The sequence below is a fragment of the Cytobacillus sp. EB106-05-05-XG126 genome, assembly GCF_058791715.1.
On record NZ_JBYTDU010000001.1, the window covers coordinates 750,332 to 775,378 of the forward strand.

The 25,047-nt window shown below is 41.0% G+C and carries 23 protein-coding genes; 16 read left to right on the forward strand and 7 right to left on the reverse strand.

What is annotated here, in order from left to right; genetic code table 11:
* Positions 1-476: 476 nt before the first annotated feature.
* The 5 genes from AC3WTL_RS03745 to AC3WTL_RS03765 all read left to right on the forward strand — a co-directional run bounded on the left by AC3WTL_RS03745 (position 477) and on the right by AC3WTL_RS03765 (position 5,423).
* Positions 477-872: a hypothetical protein gene (locus tag AC3WTL_RS03745; RefSeq protein ID WP_492369045.1), complete on the forward strand. Its 396-nt coding sequence runs from the start codon at positions 477-479 to the stop codon at positions 870-872.
* 699 nt (positions 873-1,571) lie between these two features.
* Positions 1,572-3,812: an excinuclease ABC subunit UvrA gene (locus AC3WTL_RS03750; protein ID WP_248347602.1), complete on the forward strand. Its 2,241-nt coding sequence runs from the start codon at positions 1,572-1,574 to the stop codon at positions 3,810-3,812.
* The gene (locus AC3WTL_RS03755) at positions 3,812-4,645 is read left to right on the forward strand and encodes a GNAT family N-acetyltransferase (RefSeq protein ID WP_492369046.1); all 834 of its coding nucleotides are present in this window, start codon (positions 3,812-3,814) and stop codon (positions 4,643-4,645) included. Before AC3WTL_RS03750 ends, AC3WTL_RS03755 begins: the two co-directional genes overlap by 1 nt.
* On the forward strand, positions 4,642-4,989 hold the full coding sequence (locus AC3WTL_RS03760) for a DUF3221 domain-containing protein (protein WP_248347599.1): 348 nt from the start codon (positions 4,642-4,644) through the stop codon (positions 4,987-4,989). The genes AC3WTL_RS03755 and AC3WTL_RS03760 overlap by 4 nt, the downstream gene beginning before the upstream one ends.
* Positions 4,990-5,021: 32 nt before the next feature.
* Positions 5,022-5,423, forward strand: a complete 402-nt coding sequence (locus tag AC3WTL_RS03765; RefSeq protein ID WP_248347598.1) for a hypothetical protein — start codon at positions 5,022-5,024, stop codon at positions 5,421-5,423.
* An 89-nt stretch (positions 5,424-5,512) separates the two neighbouring features.
* Here AC3WTL_RS03765 and AC3WTL_RS03770 read toward each other — a convergent pair whose 3' ends face one another.
* Entirely contained in the window at positions 5,513-6,697 is a 1,185-nt protein-coding gene (locus tag AC3WTL_RS03770) for an ROK family protein (protein WP_492369047.1), read from the reverse strand.
* Positions 6,698-6,885: 188 nt separating this feature from the next.
* Here AC3WTL_RS03770 and xylA point away from each other — a divergent pair, with 188 nt between their 5' ends.
* The 4 genes from xylA (at position 6,886) to xylE (ending at position 12,364) form a co-directional block, all read left to right on the forward strand.
* Positions 6,886-8,217: a xylose isomerase gene (xylA, locus tag AC3WTL_RS03775; RefSeq protein ID WP_492369048.1), complete on the forward strand. Its 1,332-nt coding sequence runs from the start codon at positions 6,886-6,888 to the stop codon at positions 8,215-8,217.
* 100 nt (positions 8,218-8,317) lie between these two features.
* Positions 8,318-9,820 (forward strand): xylulokinase, encoded by a 1,503-nt coding sequence (gene xylB, locus AC3WTL_RS03780; RefSeq protein ID WP_492369049.1) that lies wholly within the window; start codon positions 8,318-8,320, stop codon positions 9,818-9,820.
* A 21-nt stretch (positions 9,821-9,841) separates the two neighbouring features.
* Entirely contained in the window at positions 9,842-10,876 is a 1,035-nt protein-coding gene (locus AC3WTL_RS03785; RefSeq protein ID WP_492369050.1) for an aldose epimerase family protein, read from the forward strand.
* An 87-nt stretch (positions 10,877-10,963) separates the two neighbouring features.
* Positions 10,964-12,364 (forward strand): D-xylose transporter XylE, encoded by a 1,401-nt coding sequence (xylE, locus tag AC3WTL_RS03790; RefSeq protein ID WP_492369051.1) that lies wholly within the window; start codon positions 10,964-10,966, stop codon positions 12,362-12,364.
* Positions 12,365-12,478: 114 nt separating this feature from the next.
* Here the strand turns inward: xylE and AC3WTL_RS03795 are convergent, their stop codons facing one another.
* Positions 12,479-12,853 (reverse strand): metal-dependent transcriptional regulator, encoded by a 375-nt coding sequence (locus tag AC3WTL_RS03795; protein WP_053071336.1) that lies wholly within the window; start codon positions 12,851-12,853, stop codon positions 12,479-12,481.
* A gap of 131 nt (positions 12,854-12,984) precedes the next feature.
* Here AC3WTL_RS03795 and AC3WTL_RS03800 point away from each other — a divergent pair, with 131 nt between their 5' ends.
* On the forward strand, positions 12,985-13,710 hold the full coding sequence (locus AC3WTL_RS03800) for a ZIP family metal transporter (protein ID WP_492369052.1): 726 nt from the start codon (positions 12,985-12,987) through the stop codon (positions 13,708-13,710).
* Between the two features lie 101 nt (positions 13,711-13,811).
* Here the strand turns inward: AC3WTL_RS03800 and AC3WTL_RS03805 are convergent, their stop codons facing one another.
* The 3 genes from AC3WTL_RS03805 to AC3WTL_RS03815 are packed head-to-tail and all read right to left on the reverse strand — an operon-like array spanning position 13,812 to position 16,388.
* Positions 13,812-14,750, reverse strand: a complete 939-nt coding sequence (locus AC3WTL_RS03805; RefSeq protein WP_492369053.1) for a metal ABC transporter substrate-binding protein — start codon at positions 14,748-14,750, stop codon at positions 13,812-13,814.
* A gap of 34 nt (positions 14,751-14,784) precedes the next feature.
* Positions 14,785-15,642, reverse strand: a complete 858-nt coding sequence (locus AC3WTL_RS03810) for a metal ABC transporter permease (protein ID WP_135148216.1) — start codon at positions 15,640-15,642, stop codon at positions 14,785-14,787.
* Entirely contained in the window at positions 15,642-16,388 is a 747-nt protein-coding gene (locus AC3WTL_RS03815) for a metal ABC transporter ATP-binding protein (RefSeq protein WP_135148215.1), read from the reverse strand. The genes AC3WTL_RS03810 and AC3WTL_RS03815 overlap by 1 nt, the downstream gene beginning before the upstream one ends.
* Before the next feature lie 338 nt (positions 16,389-16,726).
* Between AC3WTL_RS03815 and AC3WTL_RS03820 the strand changes: the two genes are divergently transcribed.
* The 4 genes from AC3WTL_RS03820 (at position 16,727) to AC3WTL_RS03835 (ending at position 21,313) form a co-directional block, all read left to right on the forward strand.
* Positions 16,727-17,305 (forward strand): glycerol-3-phosphate acyltransferase, encoded by a 579-nt coding sequence (locus AC3WTL_RS03820; protein WP_492369054.1) that lies wholly within the window; start codon positions 16,727-16,729, stop codon positions 17,303-17,305.
* Positions 17,306-17,308: 3 nt separating this feature from the next.
* Positions 17,309-18,919, forward strand: a complete 1,611-nt coding sequence (locus AC3WTL_RS03825) for an aminotransferase class V-fold PLP-dependent enzyme (protein WP_492369055.1) — start codon at positions 17,309-17,311, stop codon at positions 18,917-18,919.
* On the forward strand, positions 18,906-20,735 hold the full coding sequence (locus AC3WTL_RS03830; RefSeq protein WP_248347580.1) for an LTA synthase family protein: 1,830 nt from the start codon (positions 18,906-18,908) through the stop codon (positions 20,733-20,735). The genes AC3WTL_RS03825 and AC3WTL_RS03830 overlap by 14 nt, the downstream gene beginning before the upstream one ends.
* A 389-nt stretch (positions 20,736-21,124) precedes the next feature.
* On the forward strand, positions 21,125-21,313 hold the full coding sequence (locus AC3WTL_RS03835) for a hypothetical protein (protein WP_048009257.1): 189 nt from the start codon (positions 21,125-21,127) through the stop codon (positions 21,311-21,313).
* Positions 21,314-21,574: 261 nt separating this feature from the next.
* Here AC3WTL_RS03835 and AC3WTL_RS03840 read toward each other — a convergent pair whose 3' ends face one another.
* Positions 21,575-22,048 (reverse strand): DinB family protein, encoded by a 474-nt coding sequence (locus AC3WTL_RS03840; RefSeq protein WP_248347578.1) that lies wholly within the window; start codon positions 22,046-22,048, stop codon positions 21,575-21,577.
* A gap of 204 nt (positions 22,049-22,252) precedes the next feature.
* Between AC3WTL_RS03840 and AC3WTL_RS03845 the strand changes: the two genes are divergently transcribed.
* The gene (locus tag AC3WTL_RS03845; protein ID WP_222501914.1) at positions 22,253-22,861 is read left to right on the forward strand and encodes a hypothetical protein; all 609 of its coding nucleotides are present in this window, start codon (positions 22,253-22,255) and stop codon (positions 22,859-22,861) included.
* Here AC3WTL_RS03845 and AC3WTL_RS03850 read toward each other — a convergent pair.
* A complete protein-coding gene (locus AC3WTL_RS03850) occupies positions 22,844-23,749 on the reverse strand; it encodes an AraC family transcriptional regulator (RefSeq protein ID WP_163139839.1) in 906 nt (301 codons plus the stop codon). The genes AC3WTL_RS03845 and AC3WTL_RS03850 overlap by 18 nt on opposite strands.
* A 104-nt stretch (positions 23,750-23,853) precedes the next feature.
* Here AC3WTL_RS03850 and AC3WTL_RS03855 point away from each other — a divergent pair, with 104 nt between their 5' ends.
* Complete coding sequence (locus AC3WTL_RS03855; protein ID WP_492369056.1) at positions 23,854-24,807, forward strand: DMT family transporter; 954 nt, start codon at positions 23,854-23,856, stop codon at positions 24,805-24,807.
* Positions 24,808-25,047: the final 240 nt, after the last annotated feature.

Sequence of the window (25,047 nt, forward strand, 5' to 3'; positions counted from 1 at the left end):
TATATAAATCAAGGGGGGACTTGGGCAGGGTGGTTTTGGAAACGGTGTGACAGATTTGTGAACGGGGGTTTTGTTAAGTGTGATGGAAAATTTATAGAGGCGAAAATGAGGAAAACATAGAAAAAATATATCGCCGTGAGAGGCTCATGATTCTGAAAAAGAGAAGGCAGAAGTAAAAACGAGGCATAGGAGGTCCATGTCTTTAATTGGCCCCATATTACATATTCTATTTCCTTGACAATGATAATCATTTTCATTTAAAATAGATTTTATCAATGATAATCATTATCACTAGAGTTAAATTACATACTACATTCAAGATGAAGGAGGGAGCTAAGTCGATTGAACAATATATTTGCGGCAGTTGTGGTTATCTAGCGGATATGGAAGCTGATGAATGTAACGATGGCAGCTGCTCTTGCTGCGGTTTGGATCTTTACGGAGCAGCTGAATTTGATATGTGGGAGAGTTGAATAATGAGTGAATTTTATATCGCAATAGAGCATTTTGAACATCAAATCGATTGCTTTTGTCCTGATGCTGATCATGTGAGTATACTGCATTTTCAAAAGGGAGATTTAATTGAGGTTACTCCTGATCGAAAATACACATTTTTGGGATGGTATACACTTGTGGTGATTAATGGACAGCAGGTGTTTTACATGGCAATTGAGGATATAGAGAGATATTTCATGAATGAATACATATCATCTCAGTTAGATATAGATTTGAAAATCAATTATCTTCAATATAAAATAGATCAGGATTTAGAAGCGGGGGACAGGGACTCTTTTGCTGAGAATAGCAGAAAGCTTAGCGAAACCTGGAGCCTGAAAGAGGAATTGGAATATTACTTAGCCAAGGCCATTTAATCAGAATAAAAATATAAAGCTGGCGTGAGAGCGTTAGCTTTTTTAAAGTCTCCAGTTACTCGTTTGCAGCCAAGTAATGGAAAAATTGCTTTACTACTATATGATTGTTTGCCATATTGACACCATTCACCAGTTTTAAAATCGAGATACCTCCTATCCTGAATTTTGCGTCGCTCTTGCTCAGCTTCAGAGACTTATAGAAGAACAGGGAGGAACAGTTGTCGGGAATTTCCTGAGAATAAAATTCAATTCGGAACCGGAAGTGCAGCCCTTTGTTCTCCGTTGGGAAAACTGCTGCTCAGTATTTCAAAAAAAATTCCCCCATGGGGAATGAAAGAGCAACTCATTATTTTGATTTTTTCTCATTCGACTTTTCCTTTTGAAGCTTTTCTTTTTCAAGACGCTCCGCATCCTTCTTGAACGCCTCCATCGCTTTGTAAAAAAGGAGAGTCATCGTTTTTCACCTCCTTGTCCTTTTACTTCGTTAATTTCTTACATTTTCCTTTGGAATTTCAATAATTGTTAACATTTGGCAGGTATTCATGCGTTTTAAGAGAATTCATTTTTAAAGGTAATGCGCTTACGTTTTTTTAAAAATAATTAAAGAATATTATTGCAATTTGTTTCCCACTATTGGTATGATAATTCTCCGCGCCAAATACATACATACAAAAAATGAAATCAAAAGGAGCTGATTGTGTGAAGCAGGAATTCATCGAAATTTTCAATGCCAGAGTAAACAACCTAAAGAATATTAATCTGCATATTCCAAAAGGAAAGATTACAATCTTTACAGGTGTCTCCGGTTCCGGCAAATCATCCATTGTTTTTGATACGATTGCCCAGGAGGCAGGCCGCCAGTTAAATGAGACGTACAGCAGTTTTCAGCGGCTTTTTCTTCCAAAATATAGCCGTCCGGAAGCAGATGAAATTAACAATCTTTCTACTGCCGTTGTAGTCGATCAAAAACGGCTCGGCGGAAATGCACGATCCACACTTGGAACCGCTACAGATATTAATCCTCTTCTTCGCCTGTTATTCTCCCGATTTGCAGATCCTCATATAGGGTACAGCAACGCCTATTCCTTTAATGATCCCAGCGGCATGTGTCCGACATGTGAAGGGATTGGGAGAATTATTACACTCAATCTTGATGCTGCTCTTGATAAGGAAAAAAGCTTAAATGAAGGTGCTATTCTGCTTCCGGGTTTTGGACCTGGAACATGGCAATGGAAAGCGTATGCGGAATCCGGATTCTTCGATATTGATAAGAAAATTAAGGATTATACAGAAGAAGAATTTAATAAGCTTATCCATACGGAGCCGGAAAAAGTAACAATCAGTTATATGAATAATGATATGAATGCAACCTATGAGGGCCTTGCAGTCAAATTCATGCGTCAGCATGTCAAGAGGGACAAAGAGACTTCAAAGGCTGGCGAGAAGCTCCTGAAGAATTTCAGCACCATGACTGATTGCCCGTCATGCGGAGGAAAACGCTACAATGAAAAGGTGCTTTCATCCACAATCAAAGGCTATACCATCCATGACCTGACATCCATGCAATTAGATCAGCTAATCCAGACGCTACCACAGATTACTTCACCTGAAGCAAAGCCAATTCTTGACGGGATCATGGAGCGATTGCAAAACCTTTGTGAGATTGGACTTGGCTATATGGATCTGACAAGGGAAACGCCAACACTATCGGGCGGTGAATCCCAAAGGGTGAAAATGGTAAAATATTTATCCAGTAACTTAACCGGCTTAATGTACATATTTGATGAACCCAGCACCGGCCTGCATCCGCGGGATGTCTACCGGTTAAATGAATTGCTGATTCGGCTGAGGGACAGAGGCAATACCGTTTTAGTTGTCGAGCATGATCCGGACGTCATCCAACTAGCCGACCATATCGTTGATGTGGGGCCGCATGCGGGAACACACGGGGGAGAGATCATGTATACCGGAAGTTATCAGGATTTCTTTTCTTCTGATACATTAACTGCCAATTACTTAAACCGCAGTGCAGAGATCAACACGAATACGCGACCGGTTTCCGAGTTTATGGAAAGCAGGAAAAGCAGCCTGCATAATTTAAAGAATGCGAGTCTTTCTGTTCCCAAAGGGGTTTTTACGGTTATAACAGGGGTAGCAGGATCCGGGAAAAGCACTCTTGTGAATGAAGTGTTTGCAAAAGATTTTCCGGAGGCCATCCGGATTGACCAAAGCCCGGTTCATGCCAACATCCGGTCCAATCCGGCAACTTTCACCGGCATTATGAATTCGATTCGGAAATCTTTCTCTGAAGCCAATGGAGTGGAAAGCGGATTATTCAGCTACAATTCGACCGGGGGATGTCCAACATGCGGGGGAACCGGTAAGGTTGAAATCAATTTATCTTTTATGGATGCAATGGAAGTTGAATGCAGTGACTGTCATGGAAGCCGTTTTAGGCAGGACGTGCTCCAGTACCTATATAAGGGCAAAAATATTGTTGAGATCATGGAGATGTCTATAGCAGATGCTGTGGAGTTCTTTGAGGCAAAAGACATTCAGAGAAAACTTAAAGCCCTGGAAACAGTCGGTCTTGGCTACTTGTCACTGGGACAGCCGCTGAGCACCCTGTCAGGTGGCGAATGCCAAAGGCTAAAGCTTGCAAAGGAACTGAATACAAAAGGGAGTATTTATATTCTCGATGAACCAACGACAGGATTGCATATGTCCGATGTCGCCAATATTCTGGAAATCATTAATAAATTGGTGGAAAAGGGCAATACCGTAATCGTCATCGAACATAATCTCGACGTTATCCGGAAAAGTGATTGGATCGTGGATCTAGGTCCTGATGGAGGTGCAGGGGGCGGTGAAATTCTGTACGAAGGTCCGCCAGCAGGAATTTTGGAATGTGAGCGTTCGGTTACGGCACAGCATCTATAATGGAAAGAGTTTCAAATGGCCATGTGATTTTCTCAATGGCCATTTTCTTCATCGGTTTAATGGAGGTGATTACAATGGATGAACTATTAAAAGACCTGAAAGAAGCAGGGGTACACAGTATTAAAGGTGATTCAGAAATTATTCTGGAAATCTTTCAGGATGAACGAATAAGTCCCAATAAAGTAGATTACTTAATAAATAGGCTTCTTACCATGGATGAAAGCAGAATTAAAAAAGTAAAGCTTGAGTGCACACAAGGAATCCTGGATAAATTAGTGCTCACTCGAGGAAAAATGAGTGTGATTGGTGAAAGAGTTATTTTTAAAAAGTCTTTTGTAGAATGTGAGATAGAAAATGTCCCTCATTATGAAGTTTGGCCGCTCCTTAACAAAAGTTCCGTTATTTTTTTATCTGAAGTTATGAATTTTACTAATGAGCAAACTGCAAACTTTTTAAAGAGCATGGAGACAGAGCTCCCAGAACAGGCTGATAAAATGTTTACCGTTTATCCAGTTAATTCAGAACCGGCTGGAGCCGTTTTTCCTCATTTGGAACCTGACCGGGACCGGGAAGGAAGGATGTTTTGGATCGGCATCCACCCTGATTTCAAGGGTAAAGGGTATGGTAAGAACCTGCATTTAATAGGGCTTCATAGATTGCAGTATGAATTTAAAGCTGAAAAATATCTCGGGGCAACCCAGGCCGAAAATGCCGCAATGAGAAAAATAATGGAAGCGAATGGATGTACACAGGATACCAATTCTGTTATTTCCTTAGTGTATTCATTTTCGGGATGCTGTAAGAAAACACAATTGGAGAGAATAGAACAATGAAAAGAGCATTAGCTATTTTTATCTTAATTATTGTATTGCTGCTGCTTTGGTTTATAGGGATATTAAGTCAGCAGGCTCAGGTGAATGAGGGAACGGCAGCAATGGAAGGAACAATCGTCATGAAAGAGAATGTAATACTGCTTATTGAAGATAAGGGGTTTACGGAGACAGATGCAAAAGCACGATCCGTTGATGAATTAATAGGAAAATATAAATCTGTCTATAAGTTGAATAATGCTGTTTTAACAGGTTTAAAGGGTGGAGATAAAGTGAAAATCTGGTACTCAGAAATACTGGAATCCTTCCCGGCACAAGTCAAGGTGTTAAAAATAGAGAAGTTGTAATAGAAAGAACGTTTTTGAAGGGGTTTTTCAAAATGGAACAATACACAGGCTTTTTCGTTACACTGATGCTTATTTTTATCATTGTCGTTTTCAGCAAGTATATTGTCTGGTGGTTAAAAAGTGTCATTGTGGCTTACTATATTGTGGTTTCCTATTATTTTATTACCGTTAAAAACAGGATTGATAAGGAATTCGAAGGAATATCCCCAGTGCCTGATACTTATTGGGACCAGAACTCAGGTTGGGTTGACACAATCACAAATTATCTATTCCTTCCGCTTGCAGCGATTCTGGTTTTCATTTATGTTAAGTGGTTTACCAAAACGCAGAGCAGGAAGGCTAAAATTCTTATTCTTATTAGTTTGATTCCATCTGCTTTGCTGTTTATGTTTTTCCTTATTTTATTTTCGTTTGCATACGGCTACAGGCCCTAAAGAGGGACCATACAAAGAAAGAATGTCCCTTACGCATCCGGGACATTCTTTTTATTTTTAGCGAGTCAGTTTAAGGCCAATCAGGCAGTCTATTTATTCAAATTTTCCTGCAGGTCCGAGTTCAGAAAGTTTTCTGTGGCATAAGCTGATGCCCCAAGTGCGGTGGAGTAGATCGATAAATCTGCAAATTTAATGTTTAAGTTTTCCTGGTTAAATCTTAAGGAACGATTCTCGACAACTTCCATTATCGATTCCAGTAAAAATTCTTTGGCAATGGCCAAGCGATTTCCAATGATAATTTGTTCGGGGTTGAATGTATTGATGATATTATTTATGCCAATGCCGAGGCTTCGGCCAATTTGACGGAACAGATCCTTTACTTCCTCATCATCTTCTTTCGCCATTTCAACTAATGATTCCAGGTTCAGATCATCCCGCTTTAAATTGGATTGAATATTCATTGCCTGGTTTAGCAATGCCTGTTCAGAAGCATACAATTCCCAGCAGCCTTTGCTTCCGCATCTGCATTCTTTTCCATCTAAATCAATTACCATATGGCCCATTTCACCGGAGAATCCTTCAGCACCACGATAGAGGCTGTTTTGTAAAATAAAGCCGACGCCTATGCCAATTCCTGCGCTTACATAAATGAGGTTTTCAAAATTTTTCCCGGCTCCAAAACGTTTTTCGCCGTACGCTCCGGCGTTTGCTTCGTTGTCGATGATAACGGGAAGGTGAAATTCTGCCACAATTTCTGCTTTTAAATTGATATCTGTCCAGCCCAGGTTAGGGGCAAGCAGGATATTGCTGCCTTCCTTATTTACGATTCCTGGTACACCAATACCGATTCCGATCACACCATATGGGCTCTCAGGGGTAAAGTCCAAAAGGGATTGGATGATTTCTTTTATAACAAGAACGGTTTCTTCATACCTCATGCTATTCATATGCTTCAAATTTTCGCTCACAATATTACCGGATAAATCAGTCATGACACCTAAAATATAGTTAACCCCTAAATCAATACCAATTGCATATCCAGCTTGTTCATTAAAGAGCAGCATCACCGGGCGGCGTCCGCCGCTCGATTTGCCCGGCCCTGTTTCGGAACAGATTTTTTCTTCTATCAGCTCGTTGACTAATGAGGAAACTGTCCCTTTTGTCAGTCCCAAATGCTGTGCGATATCCGCCCGGGAGATAGGGGATTGGTCGATGATCGTCTGCAGAACGCGTGATTTATTTTTCATTTTTACCAGCTGCTGATTCCAAGTCATTATTTTTCTCCTCAAATTCTCAATTTCTTTGTCTATTACAATCATATTCCATTTATACCATAATTAAAAATAAAAATAAAACTTAGTTCATTCGATAGACAAACTAAGTTTATGGTGTTAAAATCAACATGTAAACAAATGAAAGCGATAACACACAGAAAAATCAGTATAAATTGGAGGAATGAAAAATGAACTATTTCAAAAATGTGAGTGGAGTAAAATACGAAGGTCCAGATTCAAATAATCCATTAGCGTTTAAATATTATAATCCTGAAGAAATGATTAACGGCAAAAAAATGGAAGATTTTCTCCGTTTTGCAGTATCGTACTGGCATACGTTCACTGCGGAAGGCACAGATCCTTTCGGAGATGGAACAATGATCCGTTCATATGACAGATTTTCCGGAATGGATTTAGCCAAGGCACGTGTAGAAGCTTCCTTTGAATTCTATGAAAAACTGAACGTTCCATTTTTCTGTTTCCATGATGCTGATATTGCGCCTGAAGGGGATTCATTAAGGGAAACTTTTAAGAACTTAGATGAGATTACGAACATGATTAAGGAATACATGAAATCCAGCAGTACAAAACTATTATGGAATACCGCTAATATGTTTTCACATCCGCGCTGGCTGCACGGTGCGGCGACAGCGCCTAACGCTGATGTTTTTGCCTATGCTGCAGCAAAGGTGAAAAAGGGACTTGAAATCGGCAAGGAGCTGGGTGCTGAGAACTATGTATTTTGGGGCGGCCGCGAAGGCTACGAAACACTGCTGAATACGAACATGAAGCTTGAACTTGATAATCTTGCGCGTTTCTTCCATATGGCAATCGATTATGCAAACGAAATTGGATTTGACGCACAATTTCTAATCGAGCCAAAGCCGAAGGAGCCTACCAAACATCAATATGATTTTGATGTGGCAACCAGTTTATCATTCTTGCAATCTTACGGCTTAAAAGACTACTTCAAATTCAATATTGAAGCTAACCACGCGACCCTTGCCGGCCATACATTTGAGCATGAACTGCAGACAGCACGCATAAATGGAATGCTTGGTTCAGTGGATGCCAACCAGGGAGATACCCTGCTGGGATGGGATACGGACGAATTCCCGACAGACATCTATTCCACATCACTCGCCATGGTTGAAATTCTTAAAAATGACGGTCTTGGAACAGGCGGCCTAAATTTTGATGCGAAGGTTCGAAGAGGATCATTTGATCCTGAGGATCTGTTCTATGCTCATATTGCAGGAATGGACACATTTGCGGTTGGTGCAAAAGTTGCACAGCGTTTAATCGAAGATAAAGTATTAGATAACTTTATTGCTGACAGATACAGCAGCTATACAGAAGGCATCGGTCTTGACATCGTTGAAGGAAAAGCAAACTTCCATAAGCTTGAGAAGCATGCCCTTCAGCTTGAAAAGATTGAAAACAAATCCGGAAGACAGGAACAGCTAAAAGCTATCTTAAATAAATACATTCTTGAAGCTTATGCGATTGTAAAAGCATAAGAGATTAATAGAAAAGATTAAATGTACTGGGAACACGAAAGTGTCCCAGTACATTTTTAAAAAATAGCATACATTTCATTTATCAAAAGGATGATCAGCCATGAAATATGTAATCGGGATTGACCTTGGCACGAGCTCGGTAAAAGTTTTATTAATGAATCAAAAGGGAGAAGTATGCAGCGAAGTTTCCAGGTCTTATCCGCTCATTCATGGAAAGTCGGGTTATAGTGAACAGGATCCTGCTGAATGGGCTGATAAAACAGTCGATGCTCTTAAAGAACTTACAGAACAATTCGATGGAGATGCGGAAGACATACAGGGAATCAGTTTTTCAGGACAAATGCACGGTCTTGTTCTTCTTGATGAAGAGTATCATGTTTTGCGAAATGCGATCCTTTGGAATGATACACGTACAACAGAGCAGTGTAAGCAGATCTATGACTTGGCTGGTGAGAAGCGACTGCTGGAAATCACAAAGAATCCTGCACTGGAAGGTTTTACATTACCAAAATTACTTTGGGTGAAGCAATATGAGCCTGAAGTATTTGAAAAAGCGGCTGTATTTTTACTCCCTAAAGATTATCTGCGTTTTAAACTGACTGGAAAGATTCATAGTGAATATAGCGATGCCGCGGGCACTTTGCTCTTGGACGCCGGCCGGAAAATGTGGAGTGAAGAGATGTGCAAGCTGACAGGGATTGATATAAACATCTGTCCGCCACTTGTTGAATCTCATGAAAGTGTAGGGACTTTAAAGCCTGAGATTGCTGAGAAGACGGGATTATCTCCTTTAACGAAGGTATTTGCAGGAGGAGCTGACAATGCCTGCGGTGCGATCGGTTCAGGAATTCTGTCAAAAGGCAAAACATTATGCAGCATTGGCACATCAGGGGTCGTTTTATCCTATGAAGAACAAAATGACAAGGATTTTCAGGGGAAGGTCCATTATTTTAATCATGGTGAAGAAAATGCCTACTACACAATGGGTGTAAGCCTGGCAGCGGGACATAGTTTGAGCTGGTTTAAAAATACGTTTGCAGAAAAGGATTCATTTGACTCCCTGCTGGCTGAAATAAGCGAGGTTCCGATTGGATCGAATGGTCTATTGTTTACCCCATATCTGGCCGGCGAGCGAACGCCATATGCAGATTCACAAATTAGGGGAAGCTTTATCGGTATGGACTCTTCACATAATCGAAACGACTTTGTACGATCGGTCATTGAAGGAATTACCTTTTCATTAAATGAATCAATTGAAATATTCAGGGAAAGCGGCAAGCTGATCGATACCGTCATTTCAATCGGCGGCGGAGCCAAAAGTGATGCCTGGCTGCAAATACAGGCAGATATCTTCAATAGCACCATTGTAAAGCTTTCAAGTGAGCAAGGCCCTGCTGTAGGTGCGGCAATGCTCGCGGCATACGGATGCAAGTGGTATGAATCTCTGGAAGCCTGTGCTGATGACTTCATTTCATACGAAAAAACGTATGTGCCGATACCTGAAAACGTTAAGAAATATCAGGAGCTTTTCCAGTTATACAAAGAGGTTTATGTACAAACCAGAAAATTGAATGAGGGATTGGCCGGTTTCAGGAAAAAGTAAGCTGTCTTGAGGGAGAAGGACATGAACATAACTGAAAGTATCTTTGGCGAGTTGAATAGACACATAATTAAATCTTATACAATCAGCAATGATCATGGAATGAGCGTATCGTGTATCGACTACGGGGGAATCATTACGGGAATATCTGTCCCTGATCGTGAAGGAAATATAGAGAATGTGATCCTGGGTTTTGACACACTTGAAGAATATATAAATCATTCACCATTCTTCGGCGCAATTATCGGAAGGGTTGCCGGAAGGATAGCAGGGTCGGACTTCACACTTGATGGAACTGCGTATAGTCTGCCGAAAAATGATGGGGAACACCACCTTCATGGAGGTGCAGGTTTTCACCAAGTGATTTGGGACTCGGCCGCCGAAAAGGGCTTGAATGAGGCAAACATCAAGTTCTCCTATATAAGTCCGGATGGAGAAGAAGGGTATCCCGGGACACTTGAGGTAACGGTAAACTATACACTGAACAATGATAATGAACTGGTCATTAGTTATGAAGCGATATCGGATATAAAAACGATCATCAATCTGACAAACCATACTTATTTTAACCTGAGCGGAGACTTAAAGCGGGACATTCTTGAACACGAGGTGACAATAAAAAGTGATCACTTTCTGGAGCTTGATGAAACATTGATTCCTACCGGGGAATTCATACATGTTGAAAATACCCCGTTTGATTTCAGGGCTGGTAAGAAAATCAAAGAAGGCGTAAAATCCGGACATCCGCAGAACATGCTTGCGGGCGGAGGCTATAATCATCCATTTCTATTGAATTCAGGTGAAATGACTGTAGTGGATTCTGCAAGCGGACGAAAATTGGCTGTGGAAACGGACAGGCCTAGTGTTGTTTTATATACAGCGAACATGCTTGGAAGCGATTTTAAAATCAGGGGTGTTCAGTCAAAAAGCCATTTAGGCCTATGTCTCGAAACACAATGTCCGCCTGATTCTGTTCATCATGAACATTTTCCTTCTATTGTCCTGGAGAAAAATGAAGTCTATAAAACAAAAACAAGTTTCAAGTTTCACGTTGTTTAATCATTTCGAATAGAAAGGAGTAAAGATAGATTTGAAAATAGGGAATTGTAAGCGCTCTATCCTGGTTCAAATCTGTCTTTAAAAACTATGAAACAGAATCGGAACTCTCTTTATATTGGTTCACTTACATTGGTTGCTGCGATAGGCGGTTTGCTTTTCGGATATGATACAGCAGTTATTTCAGGAGCTGAAAAGTCACTGGAAATTTATTTGATCGAGAGTTTGGGATTAGGGTCGCTGCCTCATGGGGCGACAACCTCCAGTGCTTTAATTGGCTGTATAATTGGCGGTTTAATATCCGGTTATTTTGCGTCGAAGTTTGGGCGCAAAAACTCGCTTATTGCTGCAGCTGTCCTTTTCTTCTTATCTGCTTTAGGCTCGGCTTTTCCTGAATTTTTATTTTTCACTAAAGGGGAACCGACCATCTCGTTATTGCTGACTTTTAATCTTTATCGCATTATTGGCGGTATTGGGGTAGGCTTGGCGTCAGCCATTGTTCCGATGTATATCGGTGAAATTGCACCTGCCGATATCCGCGGACGCCTGGTTTCATTCAATCAGTTCATGATTATTTTCGGAATGCTTGTCGTGTACTTTGTCAACTGGGGCATTGCCAGCGGCCGTCCATTAGAATGGATCAATGATGTCGGCTGGAGGTACATGTTTGCTTCAGAAGCCATTCCGGCCCTTGCCTTTGGTCTGCTGCTGCTCCTGGTTCCGGAGACACCCCGTTACCTGGCCATTAAAAATGATGATGATAAGGCTCTTGCAGTCCTTACAAAAATTAATGGTGCAAACGAGGCAAAAACGATCCTGGGTGAAATCAAAAAGTCGGTGGCAGCCTCAGCTAATGATCCGGCAGAAAAGCTGTTTGCATATGGAAAATTAGTGATTGTAATAGGAATTCTGCTGTCTGTATTCCAGCAATTCGTCGGAATTAATGTGGCTCTCTACTATGCACCGCGTATCTTTGAAAGCATGGGAGCAGCAAAGGATGCCTCGATGCTGCAAACGATTGTCATGGGTATCATAAATGTCATCTTTACAGTTGTGGCCATTTTAACTGTAGATAAATGGGGGCGCAAGCCATTATTAATTACAGGATCCATTGGAATGGCAATCGGGATGTTTGGTGTTGCAGGAATGGCTTTTTCCAATATAATCGGCATGGGCACGTTAATTTTTATCATTGTTTACACAGCGTCTTTCATGCTTTCATGGGGGCCGATCTGCTGGGTATTGATCTCGGAAATTTTCCCTAACAAAATCCGCGGACAGGCAGTTGCGGTAGCTGTAGCAGCGCAATGGGCCGCAAACTATTTCATTTCATCTACTTATCCGATGATGATGGAATTCAGCGGCGGCTTAACTTACGGCTTCTATGGACTGATGAGTGTTCTTTCAGCCATTTTTGTATGGAAGTTTATACCTGAAACGAAAGGGAAGACTCTTGAGAATATGGAGAATTTCTGGAGAAAGACTGCTTGAGATGAAATAGCCTATTCCAATAGGGAATAGGCTGTTTTTCATTTTTAACATTTTTGCATGGATAAAAACTGTGTTGATTTGGATGAATAAATGAAAGCTTAGATAACTAATTCCTCAAACGTCCTTTATTCTGGTCTCTAAAAAGCTCTTAATCTTTGTGGTCACTTCCGGACTAATATAGACTCCTATTTCTTTTACTTCCTCCATAATCTTTTCTTCTTTAACTCCAATATATTGATAAAACTCAATCAATGTCTTATGGGTATGCTCCAGCTGGCTTCCAATTTCTAATCCTTTTTCCGTTAATGTGACTGTTCTGTACGGCTGGAAATGTACGAAACCGCATTTTTTTAGTTTTGCAGCCATTTTTGAAGCAGACGAAACGGTCACATTAAGCAAGCCCGCAATATCTGATATAGTCGCATGTCCATATTTTCTTTCTAATTTATATATCTCTATTACATATCTTTTTATGCTTTTTAGCTCCAAGACATTTCACCTTCAATTCTTAAATTAAAGAATGGGAACCTGTTTATGCTTTACAGAGAAGTTTAAGTAAAGGGAAGCATGTTCAATAAAATTAAACATATGATGAAATAATAAGGTTGCGGAGGATTACCATGTCATTGATGCCTATTCTTTTTTCTTCGCTTTGTACAGGCTTAGGAGCACTGCCAATTTTATTAATAAAAGATATTTCCCACAAAGGCAAGGATGTACTGCTTGCCTATACGGCTGGAATTATGGTGGCAGCTTCCGCTTATGGTCTAATTCCATCAGCTATTAAGCTTTCTAATCTTGCTGTCTTGGTCATTGGAATATTAGTTGGAACTTTTGTACTGACCTTGCTGGAAAGTGTTATCCCGCATGTTGATTTGGACAATTCCCGTCATTCATCGAAGCATGCACGTGTTGTATTATTGTTTTTAATAGCGATGTCACTTCATAATTTGCCTGAAGGTCTGTCAGTCGGAATAAGCAATGTAAGCAGCAGCCAGGATCTGGGGCCGCTTGTAGCTTTTGCAATTGGACTTCAAAATGTCCCTGACGGATTCCTGGTGGCCTTATTCCTGGTTACACAGAATATCAGCAGGTTCAAAGCCATTTTATTTGCGGCCCTGACAGGAATGATAGAATTATGTGCCGGATTAATAGGGATGTTTTTGGGCGGATCCTTTGAATTTATCATTCCTTATGGACTTGCTTTCGCAGCAGGCTCTATGCTCTATGTGGTCTATAAAGAATTGATACCTGAAAGCCATGGAGATGGGAATGAGAGGGCATCTACACTGGCTTTTATTATGGGTTTTCTCTCCATGGTGGTTTTAACAGAATGGTTCAGATAATTTGGGTGCAGTGCTTTTGTCATGTCATTTATTATGAAAATGGACACCTCTCCAAACGGAAGAGGTGTCTTTGGTTTTTTTCAGTACTAATCTTTTATTTGTTACTTCGTCAAGCCTTCTCTAATGGTTTTAATATTCCATTCCATCATCGAGATGTACGTATCGCCATCTTCACCCGGCTTTGCCAGAGAGTCTGTAAACACTTTTCCCATGATCGGAACATTGGTTTCATCGGATACAGCTTCCATGCTTCTTGCATCTATGCTGGTTTCCAGGAATAGTCCTGTAATTCCTTTTTCATTAATAATATCTACAATTCTTGTAATTTGTTCTGGTGTTCCCTGGTTTTCCTGGTTGATTTCCCAGATGTATTCTGCCTGGAATCCGTAGGCTTCGCTGAAATATTTAAAAGCACCTTCACTTGTAACGAGAACCCGTTCAGATTCCGGGATTTCGTTAAATTGTGCCACAGCTTCATCATGCAGCTTTTGAAGCTTTGCAATATATTCTTCCGCGTTTTTTTCGTAAACCTCTTTATTATCTGGATCTGCCTTGATCAGCCCATCTCTGGCATTTTCCGCGTATTTGATCCCGTTCCGGATGTCGAGCCATGCATGGGGATCTTCTTCACTTTCCTTGCCTTTCGTGGTTAAGTGCATGGCCTCAACTCCTTTGCTCATCAGGAAGACCGGCGCATCTTCACCGTCTTTTCCGGCCGTTTCCATCAGCTTGTTGAACCATGAGTTGCCGGCCTCGAGATTCAGGCCGTTATAAAATACAGCATTTGCATCGGTTGTTTTTTGCACATCTTCAGGAAGCGGGTCATATTCGTGGGGATTGGAGCCGATTGGTGCCAGGCTATGAATCTCAACCAAATCTCCGCCTACATTTTTCACAATGTCATACACAATCGAATAGGTGGTGACAACGTGGATTTTTCCATCATCATTGGCAGTTGTGCTTTTACCGCTGCTGCAGGCTGACAGGAATAACACAGAAAGAAGGGATGCAGCTAATAATAGAAATCCTTTTTTAATCATAGTCTTACCTCCTGAAATTTTGATATTATGATAATTAAACTAATGAAGCTCTCTTTTTCTTTACTTTCAGCGTTTTCCATATCAGCCCATGCTTAGGGGAGAATAAGAAAACGAGAATGAAAATAGCGGTGGATGAGATGACTATCGTTGCTCCTGAAGCTAAGTTGTAGGTGAAGCTGAAGTAAAGTCCAACGATGGATGAAATCACCCCAATGCCGGATGCAAGGAAAATCATCACCCACAGCCGCTCGGTTAAAAGATATGCTGACGCTGCAGGAGTGATCAGCATGGCAACAACCAGGACTATGCCTACTGTCTGGAGGGATGCAACGGTTACCATCGTTAAGAGAGTCATTAGGAAATAATGAATGAATCGAACGGGCAGTCCGTAAGCTGCGCCCATCGTCGGGTCAAACGATGTGACCAATAATTCCTTGTAAAAGAGGTAAACAGCCCCCAATACAATCAGGCTGATGCCCAATGTGATCCACATATCGGATGATCTTACCGCCAAAACATTCCCAAATAAAATATGGTACAAATCTGTACTGCTTTTTAGCATCGTAATAATAATGATTCCTGAAGCAAATGCGGCCGTAAACATAATGCCAATTGAGGTATCATGCTTAATCCGGCTGTTTTGCGAAACGAAGCCAATAGCGATCGCCGTGATTACACCGCTGATCACTGCCCCGAAGAAGAAATTGACACCCAGCATATACGAAATGGCGACGCCGGGAAGTACGGCATGTGATATGGCGTCTCCCATAAGAGCCATTCCCCTCAGGATGATAAAACAGCCAATGACTCCGCAGATAATTCCTACCATAACTGATGTTAATAGCGCTTTTTGCAGAAAACCATATTGCATCACCGCTTCAATAAAAGCCATTATAATGACACCCCAATCTCATTCATAAAAGCAAATTGCCCCTGGTATGCTTTTGCAATTACATCAGGTTTAAACACTTCTTCAACAGTTCCGAAACTGATCAATTCCTTATTTAGCAGGATTAACTGATTGAAATAATCGTTAGCCTTACTTAAGTCATGATGTACGACAATCACCGTTTTTCCCTGTCTGCACAGCTCCTTCAAAATATTCACAATCGTTTCTTCGCTCGATACATCAACCCCGACAAACGGCTCATCCAGAAAAAAAAGATCCGCTTTCTGGGCAAGAGCTCTCGCCAGAAAAACTCTCTGCTGCTGGCCGCCTGACAGTTCACCAATCTGTCTTTTGCTGAATTCCTGCATGCCGACTCGCTGAAGACATTCCATGGCCCATTCTTTATCCTTCTTCTTTGGACGCCGGAACAGTTTTAAATGGGGGTAGGTTCCAATAAGAACGGCATCAAGCACTGTGATGGGGAAATCCCAGTCTATGTCATTGCGCTGCGGGACATAGGCGATGCTTTTGCGAACTTCAGTAATGGGTTTTCCCAGCACCGTTACTGCACCTTTATCCTTTGGTATGAGATTCAGCATGGCTTTTAGGAAGGTTGATTTGCCTGCGCCATTCGGTCCGATAATGCCCACCAGATTCCCGGTATTCACCGATAGGCTGACACCAGTTACCGCTTCATTTCCAAAATAGGAGACGTGCAAATCCTGTATGGAGATAGCTGGATCGTTCATTTTTTTATCCTCCTTCATTTTCCAAACTTAAATGGATTCAAATTAATTGTTATTATACAAATTAACGTCATATGGACAAGATTTATGGATATGTTTAAAAGTTTTGCCTTAATGCAAATTATATGCGAATGATTAACAATGTCAACACAAAAAATTATTTTTACTGAAAATTTAATGTTGGCATTAAAATAGCTGAATTATGATTTAAGGCTCTGGCAATCAACTTGTTTAATGGTAAAATTAGGTGAGTAACTGAAAAGTTAGATTGTAAAATTGTAAGTATATGAAACTTTTTACCCTTTTTGATCGTTTAATTAGTAGAAGGCGGGATTGGTTTTATGATCGAAGATGTTTGGGCCGCTCTGATCGTTATGGCCTTTTCTTACGCATTGGGCAGCATAACTGGAGCTTATTATGTGGTTAAATATTTGGCTAAAGAGGATATAAGGTATATAGGGAGCGGGAATGCAGGGGCTACCAATGCCGGAAGAGCATTCGGGAAGACTGGATTTTTGCTGACCATAGCAGTTGATGCGGGAAAGACATGGGGAGCTTTATATGCAGCTGGACTCTTGTTTGAGGGTGATGGTGTATTTATTCTTAGCGCTGTTTGCGTGCTGTTAGGCCATCTTTTTCCAATTCAGCTGCGTTTTCATGGCGGAAAAGGAGTGGTTGTCTATCTGGCATCTGCCTTGTATCTGGAGCCTCTGACGATAGCGATAATGGCGATCACAATGGGAATTATGTTTGCATCTCTTCGAAAGTATACATTATCGGGTTTTATCTCGATGGCTTCTATTCCCATAACAGCCTGGGTGATTGGGGATTCATTCATTATTGCGGCAGGACTGCTGCTGATGCTTATCATTGTCCTAATTTCCCATACAAATTTCATCATGCCTAAGCATAGGAGGTAAACTATGAATATTATCTGCAAAATCGCAGCCGATCATGATGAATTTGAACAAATTCATCAGCTGAACTATCAGACATTTGTGGAAGAAATTCCTCAGCATAAGCAAAATGAAAATCAGCTCCTAATCGATAAATTTCATGAAGAAAATACATATGTGATTGCCAAGGCTGGCGAGGAAGTGGCAGGAATGATCGCCATTCGAGCGAAAAGGCCATTTTCGCTTGATTACAAACTTCCTAATCTCGAAGACTACTTGCCTGTTAAGGGAGAATATTGCGAGGTACGCCTGCTGTCAGTCAAAAAAGAATACCGCAGCACCCGTGTTTTTTATCAGCTTTGTGAAAAGCTTGTGGAGCTTTGCCTTGAAAAAAATTATTCGATGGCCCTGATCTCGGGGACGGTCAGACAGCTGAAATTGTATGAGCGGATTGGCTTTTTGCCTTTCGGTCCTCTGACAGGAGAGGAGGGCGCCCAATTTCAGCCCATGTACTTAACAAAAGAGAATTTCGAACGTTCAACAAAAGTTTTCAAACGCTTAATGGCCAGAAACTCAGAGCAGTCCGGGCAGCACTCTTTTTTGCCGGGACCAGTCTTTATTCATGAGAAGGTGAAAAACGCTTTTGCCAAAGAAGCCGTATCACATCGCCATCATGACTTCATTGAGGACTTGAAGGAGCTGCGTTCTCACTTATGCAGGATGACAGGTGCCTCTTATGCACAAGTTATTGTCGGGACGGGAACACTTTCGAACGACCTTGTCGCTGCCCAGCTGAAAAACATGGAGGGGAATGGGCTGATACTCGCCAATGGTGAATTTGGCTATCGTCTCATTGATCATGCCAGAAGATTTCAACTATCTTTTCAGACGATTGAAAAAGACTGGAATGAACCGATCCTGCATGAGGAAATTGCATATATGCTGACAGAAAATCCTTCTATAAACTGGGTCTGGACGGTCCATTGTGAAACCTCAACAGGGTATTTATTCGATATAAGCAGAATTCAGGAGCTATGTGCGAAGCATGGTGCCGAGCTTTGCGTGGATGCATGCAGTACAGCCGGAATCGTTCCGCTTAATCTAAAAGATATTTATATGGCATCCTCCGTCAGCGGAAAAGGATTTGGCTCGTACCCGGGGCTTGCGATTGTATTCCATAGAGACAGAATTAAAGGGAACAGCAGTGTTCCCAGATACCTGGATTTAAAGATGTATGAGGACAATGAAAGCATTCCTTATACCCATTCTTCCAATCTGGTCTACGCATTAAAAGAGAGTATAAAGCTGATAGATTATGACAAGGTAAACAGATTGTCTTTCAAAGTAAGGGAGAGGCTTGCAGACAAGGGTTTTTCCGTTCTGGGCGGGGACGATTATTCGCCAGGCATCCTTACTGTCCATTTGCCGGAGGGCGTTTCCAGCAGGGAATTTGGCGACATATGCAAACAGAATGGAACTCTTCTAAGCTATGAAAGCGGGTACCTGCTTGAAAGAAATTGGGTTCAGGTGGCTCTGATGGGGGCGCAGGAAGAAGAGAAGGTCATGGCTTCTATTGAAATGATGGCAGGTATTTTCGAAAAACACTATGAAAAGCGGTATGATTATGAAGTTATTTAAAAAGCTTCCTTCCATTTGGGCTGCCGTTATTTTAATCTGGATCAAGACGGCTGCAGTATCCTTTATCGGATTCAATTTGCACCCGGAGAACTGGACAGATATTTTATTTATGCTATTAAGCCCTATTGGGGCCATTATGGTCATTCTCGGAATTCCTTATTACTTTAAGCGAAAGGCCAAACCGGGAGCTATTTTTGCAGCGATGGCAGTTTTGACCGGCATTCTTTTTGGGGACCTACTATATTATCGCTTTTATACTGATTTTGTAACCGTTCCGATCCTTTTTCAGTTTAAAAATGTAGGAGGGATAGGACCGAGTACTTTTGAATTGATCAGCCCATGGGATCTTCTGTTATTGGCTGATCTGGTTGTTTTTTGGCTTTACTATTTAGAAAGGAAATCAGCAGGTGAGCAGGTTACATATAAATCAAAAAGGCTTTATGGTGCTGTCAGTCTGATGTTTGTTCTAATAACCATCACTCTTGGCTTGGTGAAAGTGCCTCATTTATTTTCGGAATCCTATAATCGCCAGCAGCTTGTTAAGCATATAGGCTTGTATCAGTATCATCTATATGATATTGGAATCGCTGCAGCAAACCCGCTCAACCGCGCTTTTGCAAGTGCAACAGATGCTGAGGCTTCTGCTGAGTATGTGCAATCACATGAAGATAAGCCATCAGATTACTTTGGTGCCGCAAAAGGTATGAATGTCGTTCTGATCAGCATGGAGTCCACACAGAATTTTGTGATCAACCAGAAGGTGAATGGGCAGGAAATAACGCCTTTCCTTAATTCACTGATTGAAGACAGCTTTTATTTCAGCCGGGTCTATGATCAGACAGCACAGGGCAAAACATCGGACTCGGAATTCATGGTTGATACGGGCCTTTATCCTTTGTCCAGCGGCTCGGCATTTGTCCGGAAAACGGAAAACGCTTATCGGAGCCTGCCGCATATATTAGCTGAAAAGGATTATTACTCAGCCGTTTTCCACGGGAATGACGCTTCGTTCTGGAATCGGGAGGCCATGTATGATTCCTTAGGATACAACCGTTATTTTTCAAAAGCCGATTATATGGTGAGTGATGAGAACTCAGTGAACTACGGGATTAAAGATATTCCATTTTTTCAGCAATCCATTCAGCATCTCGGTAACCTGCAAAAGCCTTTCTACGCAAGGTTTATCACATTAACAAACCATTTCCCGTTTTTGCTGGAGGAGGAAGATCAGTTTCTTCCTGAGGCCAGCACCAGTGAAATGGTGGTCAATCGCTATGTCACAACCGTCAGATACCAGGATGAAGCCATTAAAACCTTCTTCCAGGACTTAAAAAAGAAGGGACTCTATGAAAATACGATGTTTGTATTGTATGGCGATCATTATGGCATCTCTGACAAGTATGAGCATGGTGTGCTTGAACTGCTGGGGCAGGAAGATACGATTGTGAACCGCATGCAGCTCCAGAGTGTGCCGCTGATTATCCATGTGCCGGGTGTGGAGGGCAAAACGTTCTCGAACCTTGGCGGGGAAATCGATATCAGGGCAACGATTCTTCATCTGCTCGGCATAAGTGCTGATGAAAATTTCAGCTTCGGGCAAAACCTGTTTACAAGGGATCCCTATCATCCCGTTACCTTCCGTGATGGAAGTTTCATAGCGAAAGACTATTTGTACAAATCCGGTAAATGCTTCGATAGTAAATCGGAAGAAGAAGCGGATATTACAAGCTGTGAACCTTTAATGGATATCTCCAGGAAAGAGCTCGGCTTTTCTGATGATATTGTGCATGGGGATTTAATGAGGTTTATGGAATAAAATAGTAAATAAAGAGAGAATTGCAAGGAATCCGTTTTTGACCGCTAAGAGAAGTGATTAGTATTACGGTATTTTAGGAATGCTGCCAATAGGCAATAAGGTTCATTAAAAAGAAAATTTGCGTAATATTATTAAAGTGGTTCCAGCTATTCGCTGGAGCCATTTTCTTTGCAGATTCGTGAAAAATCTTCATCTGCTTTGTGCTACTTAATCGATTCTAAAGTATGAATGTTTTGGGAACTTTTTATAGAAAAATGAGCCAGAAGAGGGAATTCAAAAAAATGAATCTTTCCCCAATTAACAAATAGATTTCTTAATCAGGGTGATTATCCATGCAATCTTTCAAACAATGCATATTTTAAAGTAAATGGGACAAGGAGGTGATTTAGATGTCATGTGGAAGAAGAAGATTTGATGATGTAGCAGGTGCATTTGATCGTGATGACAGAAGAAGAAGAGATATTGATGTGGATAATGTGTTTATCCGTGCGAATAGGGTTATTGTTGTCGAGGATGATAGAAGAGATCGCAGAAGAGATGATGATGATAGAAGACGGAGAAATAGGTGTCCTTGGTAAACTGAATTTAAGGGTATGGTCAAAGCTGTTGAGAATTTGCTTTCTCAACAGTTTTTACATATTTATTAATTCCAGCTTCGTTTTCTTATAGTATGTCAGATAATCAGAGGTGCAAGTCCAGGCAGAATTTATGGCTGTTTGATGTAAAATCTTGGCTGCAGCAAAACGGAGAAATATAATATTATAAAAAAGAAGGATCCAGCTTGCATGTTGTTATGCTGGCTGAATCCCCATGCATTTTAAATTAGTCTTATGCTTGCCTTATTTAGAAGAAATGGATCGATAGATGCGTTTGATTGTTTCCATATGCATCGCTTCATGATAAAAGCCAAATAGAAATGCCTCTCCAGTTGTGTGAAAAGTTATTCCACCGCGATTTGTATAGGGGCTGGGAAGTTTTTGGTGAAGATGACCATGAAGAAATGTCTTTATTCTGGGTTTTTGTTCGGATAAGACAGATGCAATTTCCTTGAATGAAGGCGGTGTTTCGGTCCAATCGGCAGGCTTTGTTCCAGCGCCAAATAACCGTTCATAGTTCATCGGGACGTTCATTTTTTCACCTGATATTCCAAAGACCAGCTTTTCCTGTACAAATGCAATGTGACCGAAATTCCAGCGGATACTATTGCTGAACCCTTCGGGAATGATATCAGAAATTTCTTCTGGAATACGTATGATCGATTTTTCAGTTATGCCCCGCACTGTTTCCATATGGCTAAAAATAGTCTGTTCCAAGAAACTCACCCTCCATTTCATGCTCACTGCATAAAGTTCTAGGCATACACTTCATTTTCCTACATCTAAATTTATTTTTATCTTTGGAAATTAATAACCTTAAGTCTCAAGTCCTATAATCATATACAGCGCAGGCTTCTTAACCAAAAAGACGTGTCTCTTTATTATTAAAATATAATCATATTTTTGATAAGGAGATACGTTATGTCTAATCAAAAAATCTATATACTCCTTACGGATACCGGAACGTTATTTACGCGGCTTATTAAGCTTTACACAAAAAAGCCTTATAATCATGCTTCTATATCAATTGATCCTGAATTAAAAGAAGTGTACAGTTTTGGCAGGAAAACGGCGAAAAATCCATTCATAGGCGGTTTTGTTAAAGAAAATATCCGAGGAGAATTTTTTAGTAACTCAAGGTGCACAGTCATTAGCTGTTCTGTTACAGATGCCCAGCAGAACAAGCTAAAAGCATTCATAAACAAGATAGAATCAGAAAAAGACGATTACGGCTATAATCTGCTGGGGCTATTTGCGATCATGTTTAATAAACAACTTTTAAGAAATAATGCTTTTTTCTGCTCTCAATTTGTAGCAACTGTCTTACAGAGGAGTGAGATTGTCCATTTTACTAAACCGCCCTCACTTGTTATACCGCATGAGTTTATGGAAATGGAAGATTTTCAAGTTGTTTTTCAGGGAAACCTGAAAGAGTATTTTCTGAATATAGACAGCCGGACTATAGATATTAACACATACATTTCATCCCATGGCCAGGAACAGTTCGGACAATCAATGGCCATTTCCTAATGTGCTGCAATAATTTCGATTCTTTTTATACGCTAAAGGTGTCATATTCATAGACTTGCGGAATTTTTCAATAAAGTAACTGCTGCTGTTGAATCCTGCTTTAAAGGCAACTTCTGTGACATTCGAGTCTCTTTCTTGCAGCAGGGGGAGACTTTTTTGTATGCGATAATGAATCAAGTAGTTAATGGGTGTCGTCTTTAAGATTTTTTTAAAGTATCTGCAGCATTCAGAATTACTCAGCCTGCCGGCTTTGGCAATATCAGCAAGAGTAACTTTTTCAGCGAAATGCTGATGAATCCAATTCAGCATTGCCTTCATCCGCATATGCTTTTCAACTTCAGTCTGGCTGTATTCCAATTGAAATCCGTTCCTGATTAACTGCTGCCAAATGAATGTGAGCAGACTGGTTATGTTAATCTCGTAAAATGGAGGATTGTCATTAATTAATTTCTTGATTTCTATGATGCTTTCTAATATGCTTTTTCCCCAATCCTCGCTGCGGTTCAGGATGATGTATGGAAGATTTGTTGCTGATATATATGGATAAATATAACTGCTGTATAATTCCTGGGGAAGCAGGAAATGAGGGGAGACATTTAAACAAATATAAACGCAATCTCCGTTTAAGTCCTCGGCCGAATGGAGACAGCCGCTATTAATGAAAATGCCTTCACCTTCTTTAACTGCCAGTTTTTCCTCATTGATTTGGACAATAGCTTCGCCTTTTACTGACAGGATAAATTGAATCTCCTCATGCCAGTGCAAAGGGATTTTGCCTTGGATATTATCTGCAATCTTCGTTTCGTAGCAGGCGACAGGCATCACCACCGTCCTATGGCTCGTTAATTCCTTCAGGCGTTCATCCACTTTAAAGTCTTTAATCTGCAAAAAAGCCACCTCAATATTGTTATACTTTTTTATGATATCCAGCTATTTTTATCACAGAATTTGGTTTATTATAACACTATTATTATATTTAAGGTGGAATCAACATGAAAGGACGTTCAAGGAGTACGGGTTTATTGCTTGTTATTTTTGGGGCTTCATTCTGGGGAGTTGGAGGAACAGTTGCCCAAAAGCTTTTTCAGGAATTTGGAATCTCTGTTGATTGGCTTGTCACAGCCCGGCTTCTGGTCGCAGGTGTTCTTCTTTTGGCCGTTCAATTTTTACTGAAAGATCGCTCACAGGTGTTTGGAGTGTGGAAAAATAAAAAAGCAGCTGCCATGCTTTTGATCTTTGGCCTGGAGGGAATGCTGGCCGTACAGTACACCTATATGGCTTCCATTCATCATGGCAATGCGGCTGTTGCCACGCTGCTTCAATATCTGGCACCAGCTATGATTATCATTTATCTGGTCCTGCGGAAGCAAACGGTGTTTACAAGACAGGATTTGGTGACCGTGTCCCTTGCTTTAGCGGGGTGCTTTCTTCTATTGACAAATGGTTCTGTTTCTCAGCTGTCCGTACCGTCACCTGCGATTGTATGGGGAGTTCTATCTGGTGTGGCACTGGCGTTTTATACGTTGTATGCCGTCCCGCTGCTCAAGGAATATGATTCCCTTGTTGTAGTTGGCTGGGCGATGGTGATTGGCGGATTTGCATTGAGTTTCATCCACCCCCCATGGCAAATGGATTTTAGGAGCTTAACGGCTGAAGGTTACCTTTACTTGGTCTTCGTTATTATTTTTGGAACGATGCTTGCCTTCTGGTTCTATATTGAAAGTCTCCAAACGCTGTCTCCAACGGAAACCAGTCTTTTAAGCAGCCTCGAGCCGCTTGCTGCTGTATTTACTACGGTTATCTGGCTGAACGAACCATTCGGACTATATCAATGGGCTGGTACTGCCTGTATCTTTGGCATGATTCTGCTGCTGGCTTTGAGTAAGAAAAAACCGGCAAAAACCAGTGTTTCTGCTGAAAATGAAGAACCATTAAGAGTGAGCTGAGAGCCAGTCCCTTTCGCAGGGGCTGGTTTTTTCTTGCTTAGGCTTGGGTGCAGCAGGACATGATTTCTTTGAGGAAATTTGGTATTCGCTCATAAACCGAAGGAAATCGCTCATAAAATAAGTTTTTCGCTCATAATCCAAAGAAAATCGCTCATAAAATAAAATTTTCGCTCATAAAAAACAAAAATCGCTCATAACCACTGCCATTTCAAATTTTAATAAATTCTCCGCTGTAATTTT

Bases quoted from the DNA above. Each gene is read 5' to 3' on its own strand.
- AC3WTL_RS03845 (WP_222501914.1), top strand. From the start codon at position 22,253: ATGTCTAATCAAAAAATCTATATACTCCTTACGGATACCGGAACGTTA.
- AC3WTL_RS03810 (WP_135148216.1), bottom strand. From the start codon at position 15,642: ATGGCTTTTATTGAAGCGGTGATGCAATATGGTTTTCTGCAAAAAGCG.
- AC3WTL_RS03765 (WP_248347598.1), top strand. From the start codon at position 5,022: ATGGAACAATACACAGGCTTTTTCGTTACACTGATGCTTATTTTTATC.
- AC3WTL_RS03745 (WP_492369045.1), top strand. From the start codon at position 477: ATGAGTGAATTTTATATCGCAATAGAGCATTTTGAACATCAAATCGAT.
- AC3WTL_RS03755 (WP_492369046.1), top strand. From the start codon at position 3,812: ATGGAAAGAGTTTCAAATGGCCATGTGATTTTCTCAATGGCCATTTTC.
- AC3WTL_RS03815 (WP_135148215.1), bottom strand. From the start codon at position 16,388: ATGAACGATCCAGCTATCTCCATACAGGATTTGCACGTCTCCTATTTT.
- AC3WTL_RS03820 (WP_492369054.1), top strand. From the start codon at position 16,727: ATGATCGAAGATGTTTGGGCCGCTCTGATCGTTATGGCCTTTTCTTAC.
- AC3WTL_RS03830 (WP_248347580.1), top strand. From the start codon at position 18,906: ATGAAGTTATTTAAAAAGCTTCCTTCCATTTGGGCTGCCGTTATTTTA.
- AC3WTL_RS03835 (WP_048009257.1), top strand. From the start codon at position 21,125: ATGTCATGTGGAAGAAGAAGATTTGATGATGTAGCAGGTGCATTTGAT.
- AC3WTL_RS03785 (WP_492369050.1), top strand. From the start codon at position 9,842: ATGAACATAACTGAAAGTATCTTTGGCGAGTTGAATAGACACATAATT.
- AC3WTL_RS03805 (WP_492369053.1), bottom strand. From the start codon at position 14,750: ATGATTAAAAAAGGATTTCTATTATTAGCTGCATCCCTTCTTTCTGTG.
- xylE (WP_492369051.1), top strand. From the start codon at position 10,964: ATGAAACAGAATCGGAACTCTCTTTATATTGGTTCACTTACATTGGTT.
- AC3WTL_RS03800 (WP_492369052.1), top strand. From the start codon at position 12,985: ATGTCATTGATGCCTATTCTTTTTTCTTCGCTTTGTACAGGCTTAGGA.
- AC3WTL_RS03825 (WP_492369055.1), top strand. From the start codon at position 17,309: ATGAATATTATCTGCAAAATCGCAGCCGATCATGATGAATTTGAACAA.
- xylA (WP_492369048.1), top strand. From the start codon at position 6,886: ATGAACTATTTCAAAAATGTGAGTGGAGTAAAATACGAAGGTCCAGAT.
- xylB (WP_492369049.1), top strand. From the start codon at position 8,318: ATGAAATATGTAATCGGGATTGACCTTGGCACGAGCTCGGTAAAAGTT.
- AC3WTL_RS03855 (WP_492369056.1), top strand. From the start codon at position 23,854: ATGAAAGGACGTTCAAGGAGTACGGGTTTATTGCTTGTTATTTTTGGG.
- AC3WTL_RS03760 (WP_248347599.1), top strand. From the start codon at position 4,642: ATGAAAAGAGCATTAGCTATTTTTATCTTAATTATTGTATTGCTGCTG.
- AC3WTL_RS03770 (WP_492369047.1), bottom strand. From the start codon at position 6,697: ATGACTTGGAATCAGCAGCTGGTAAAAATGAAAAATAAATCACGCGTT.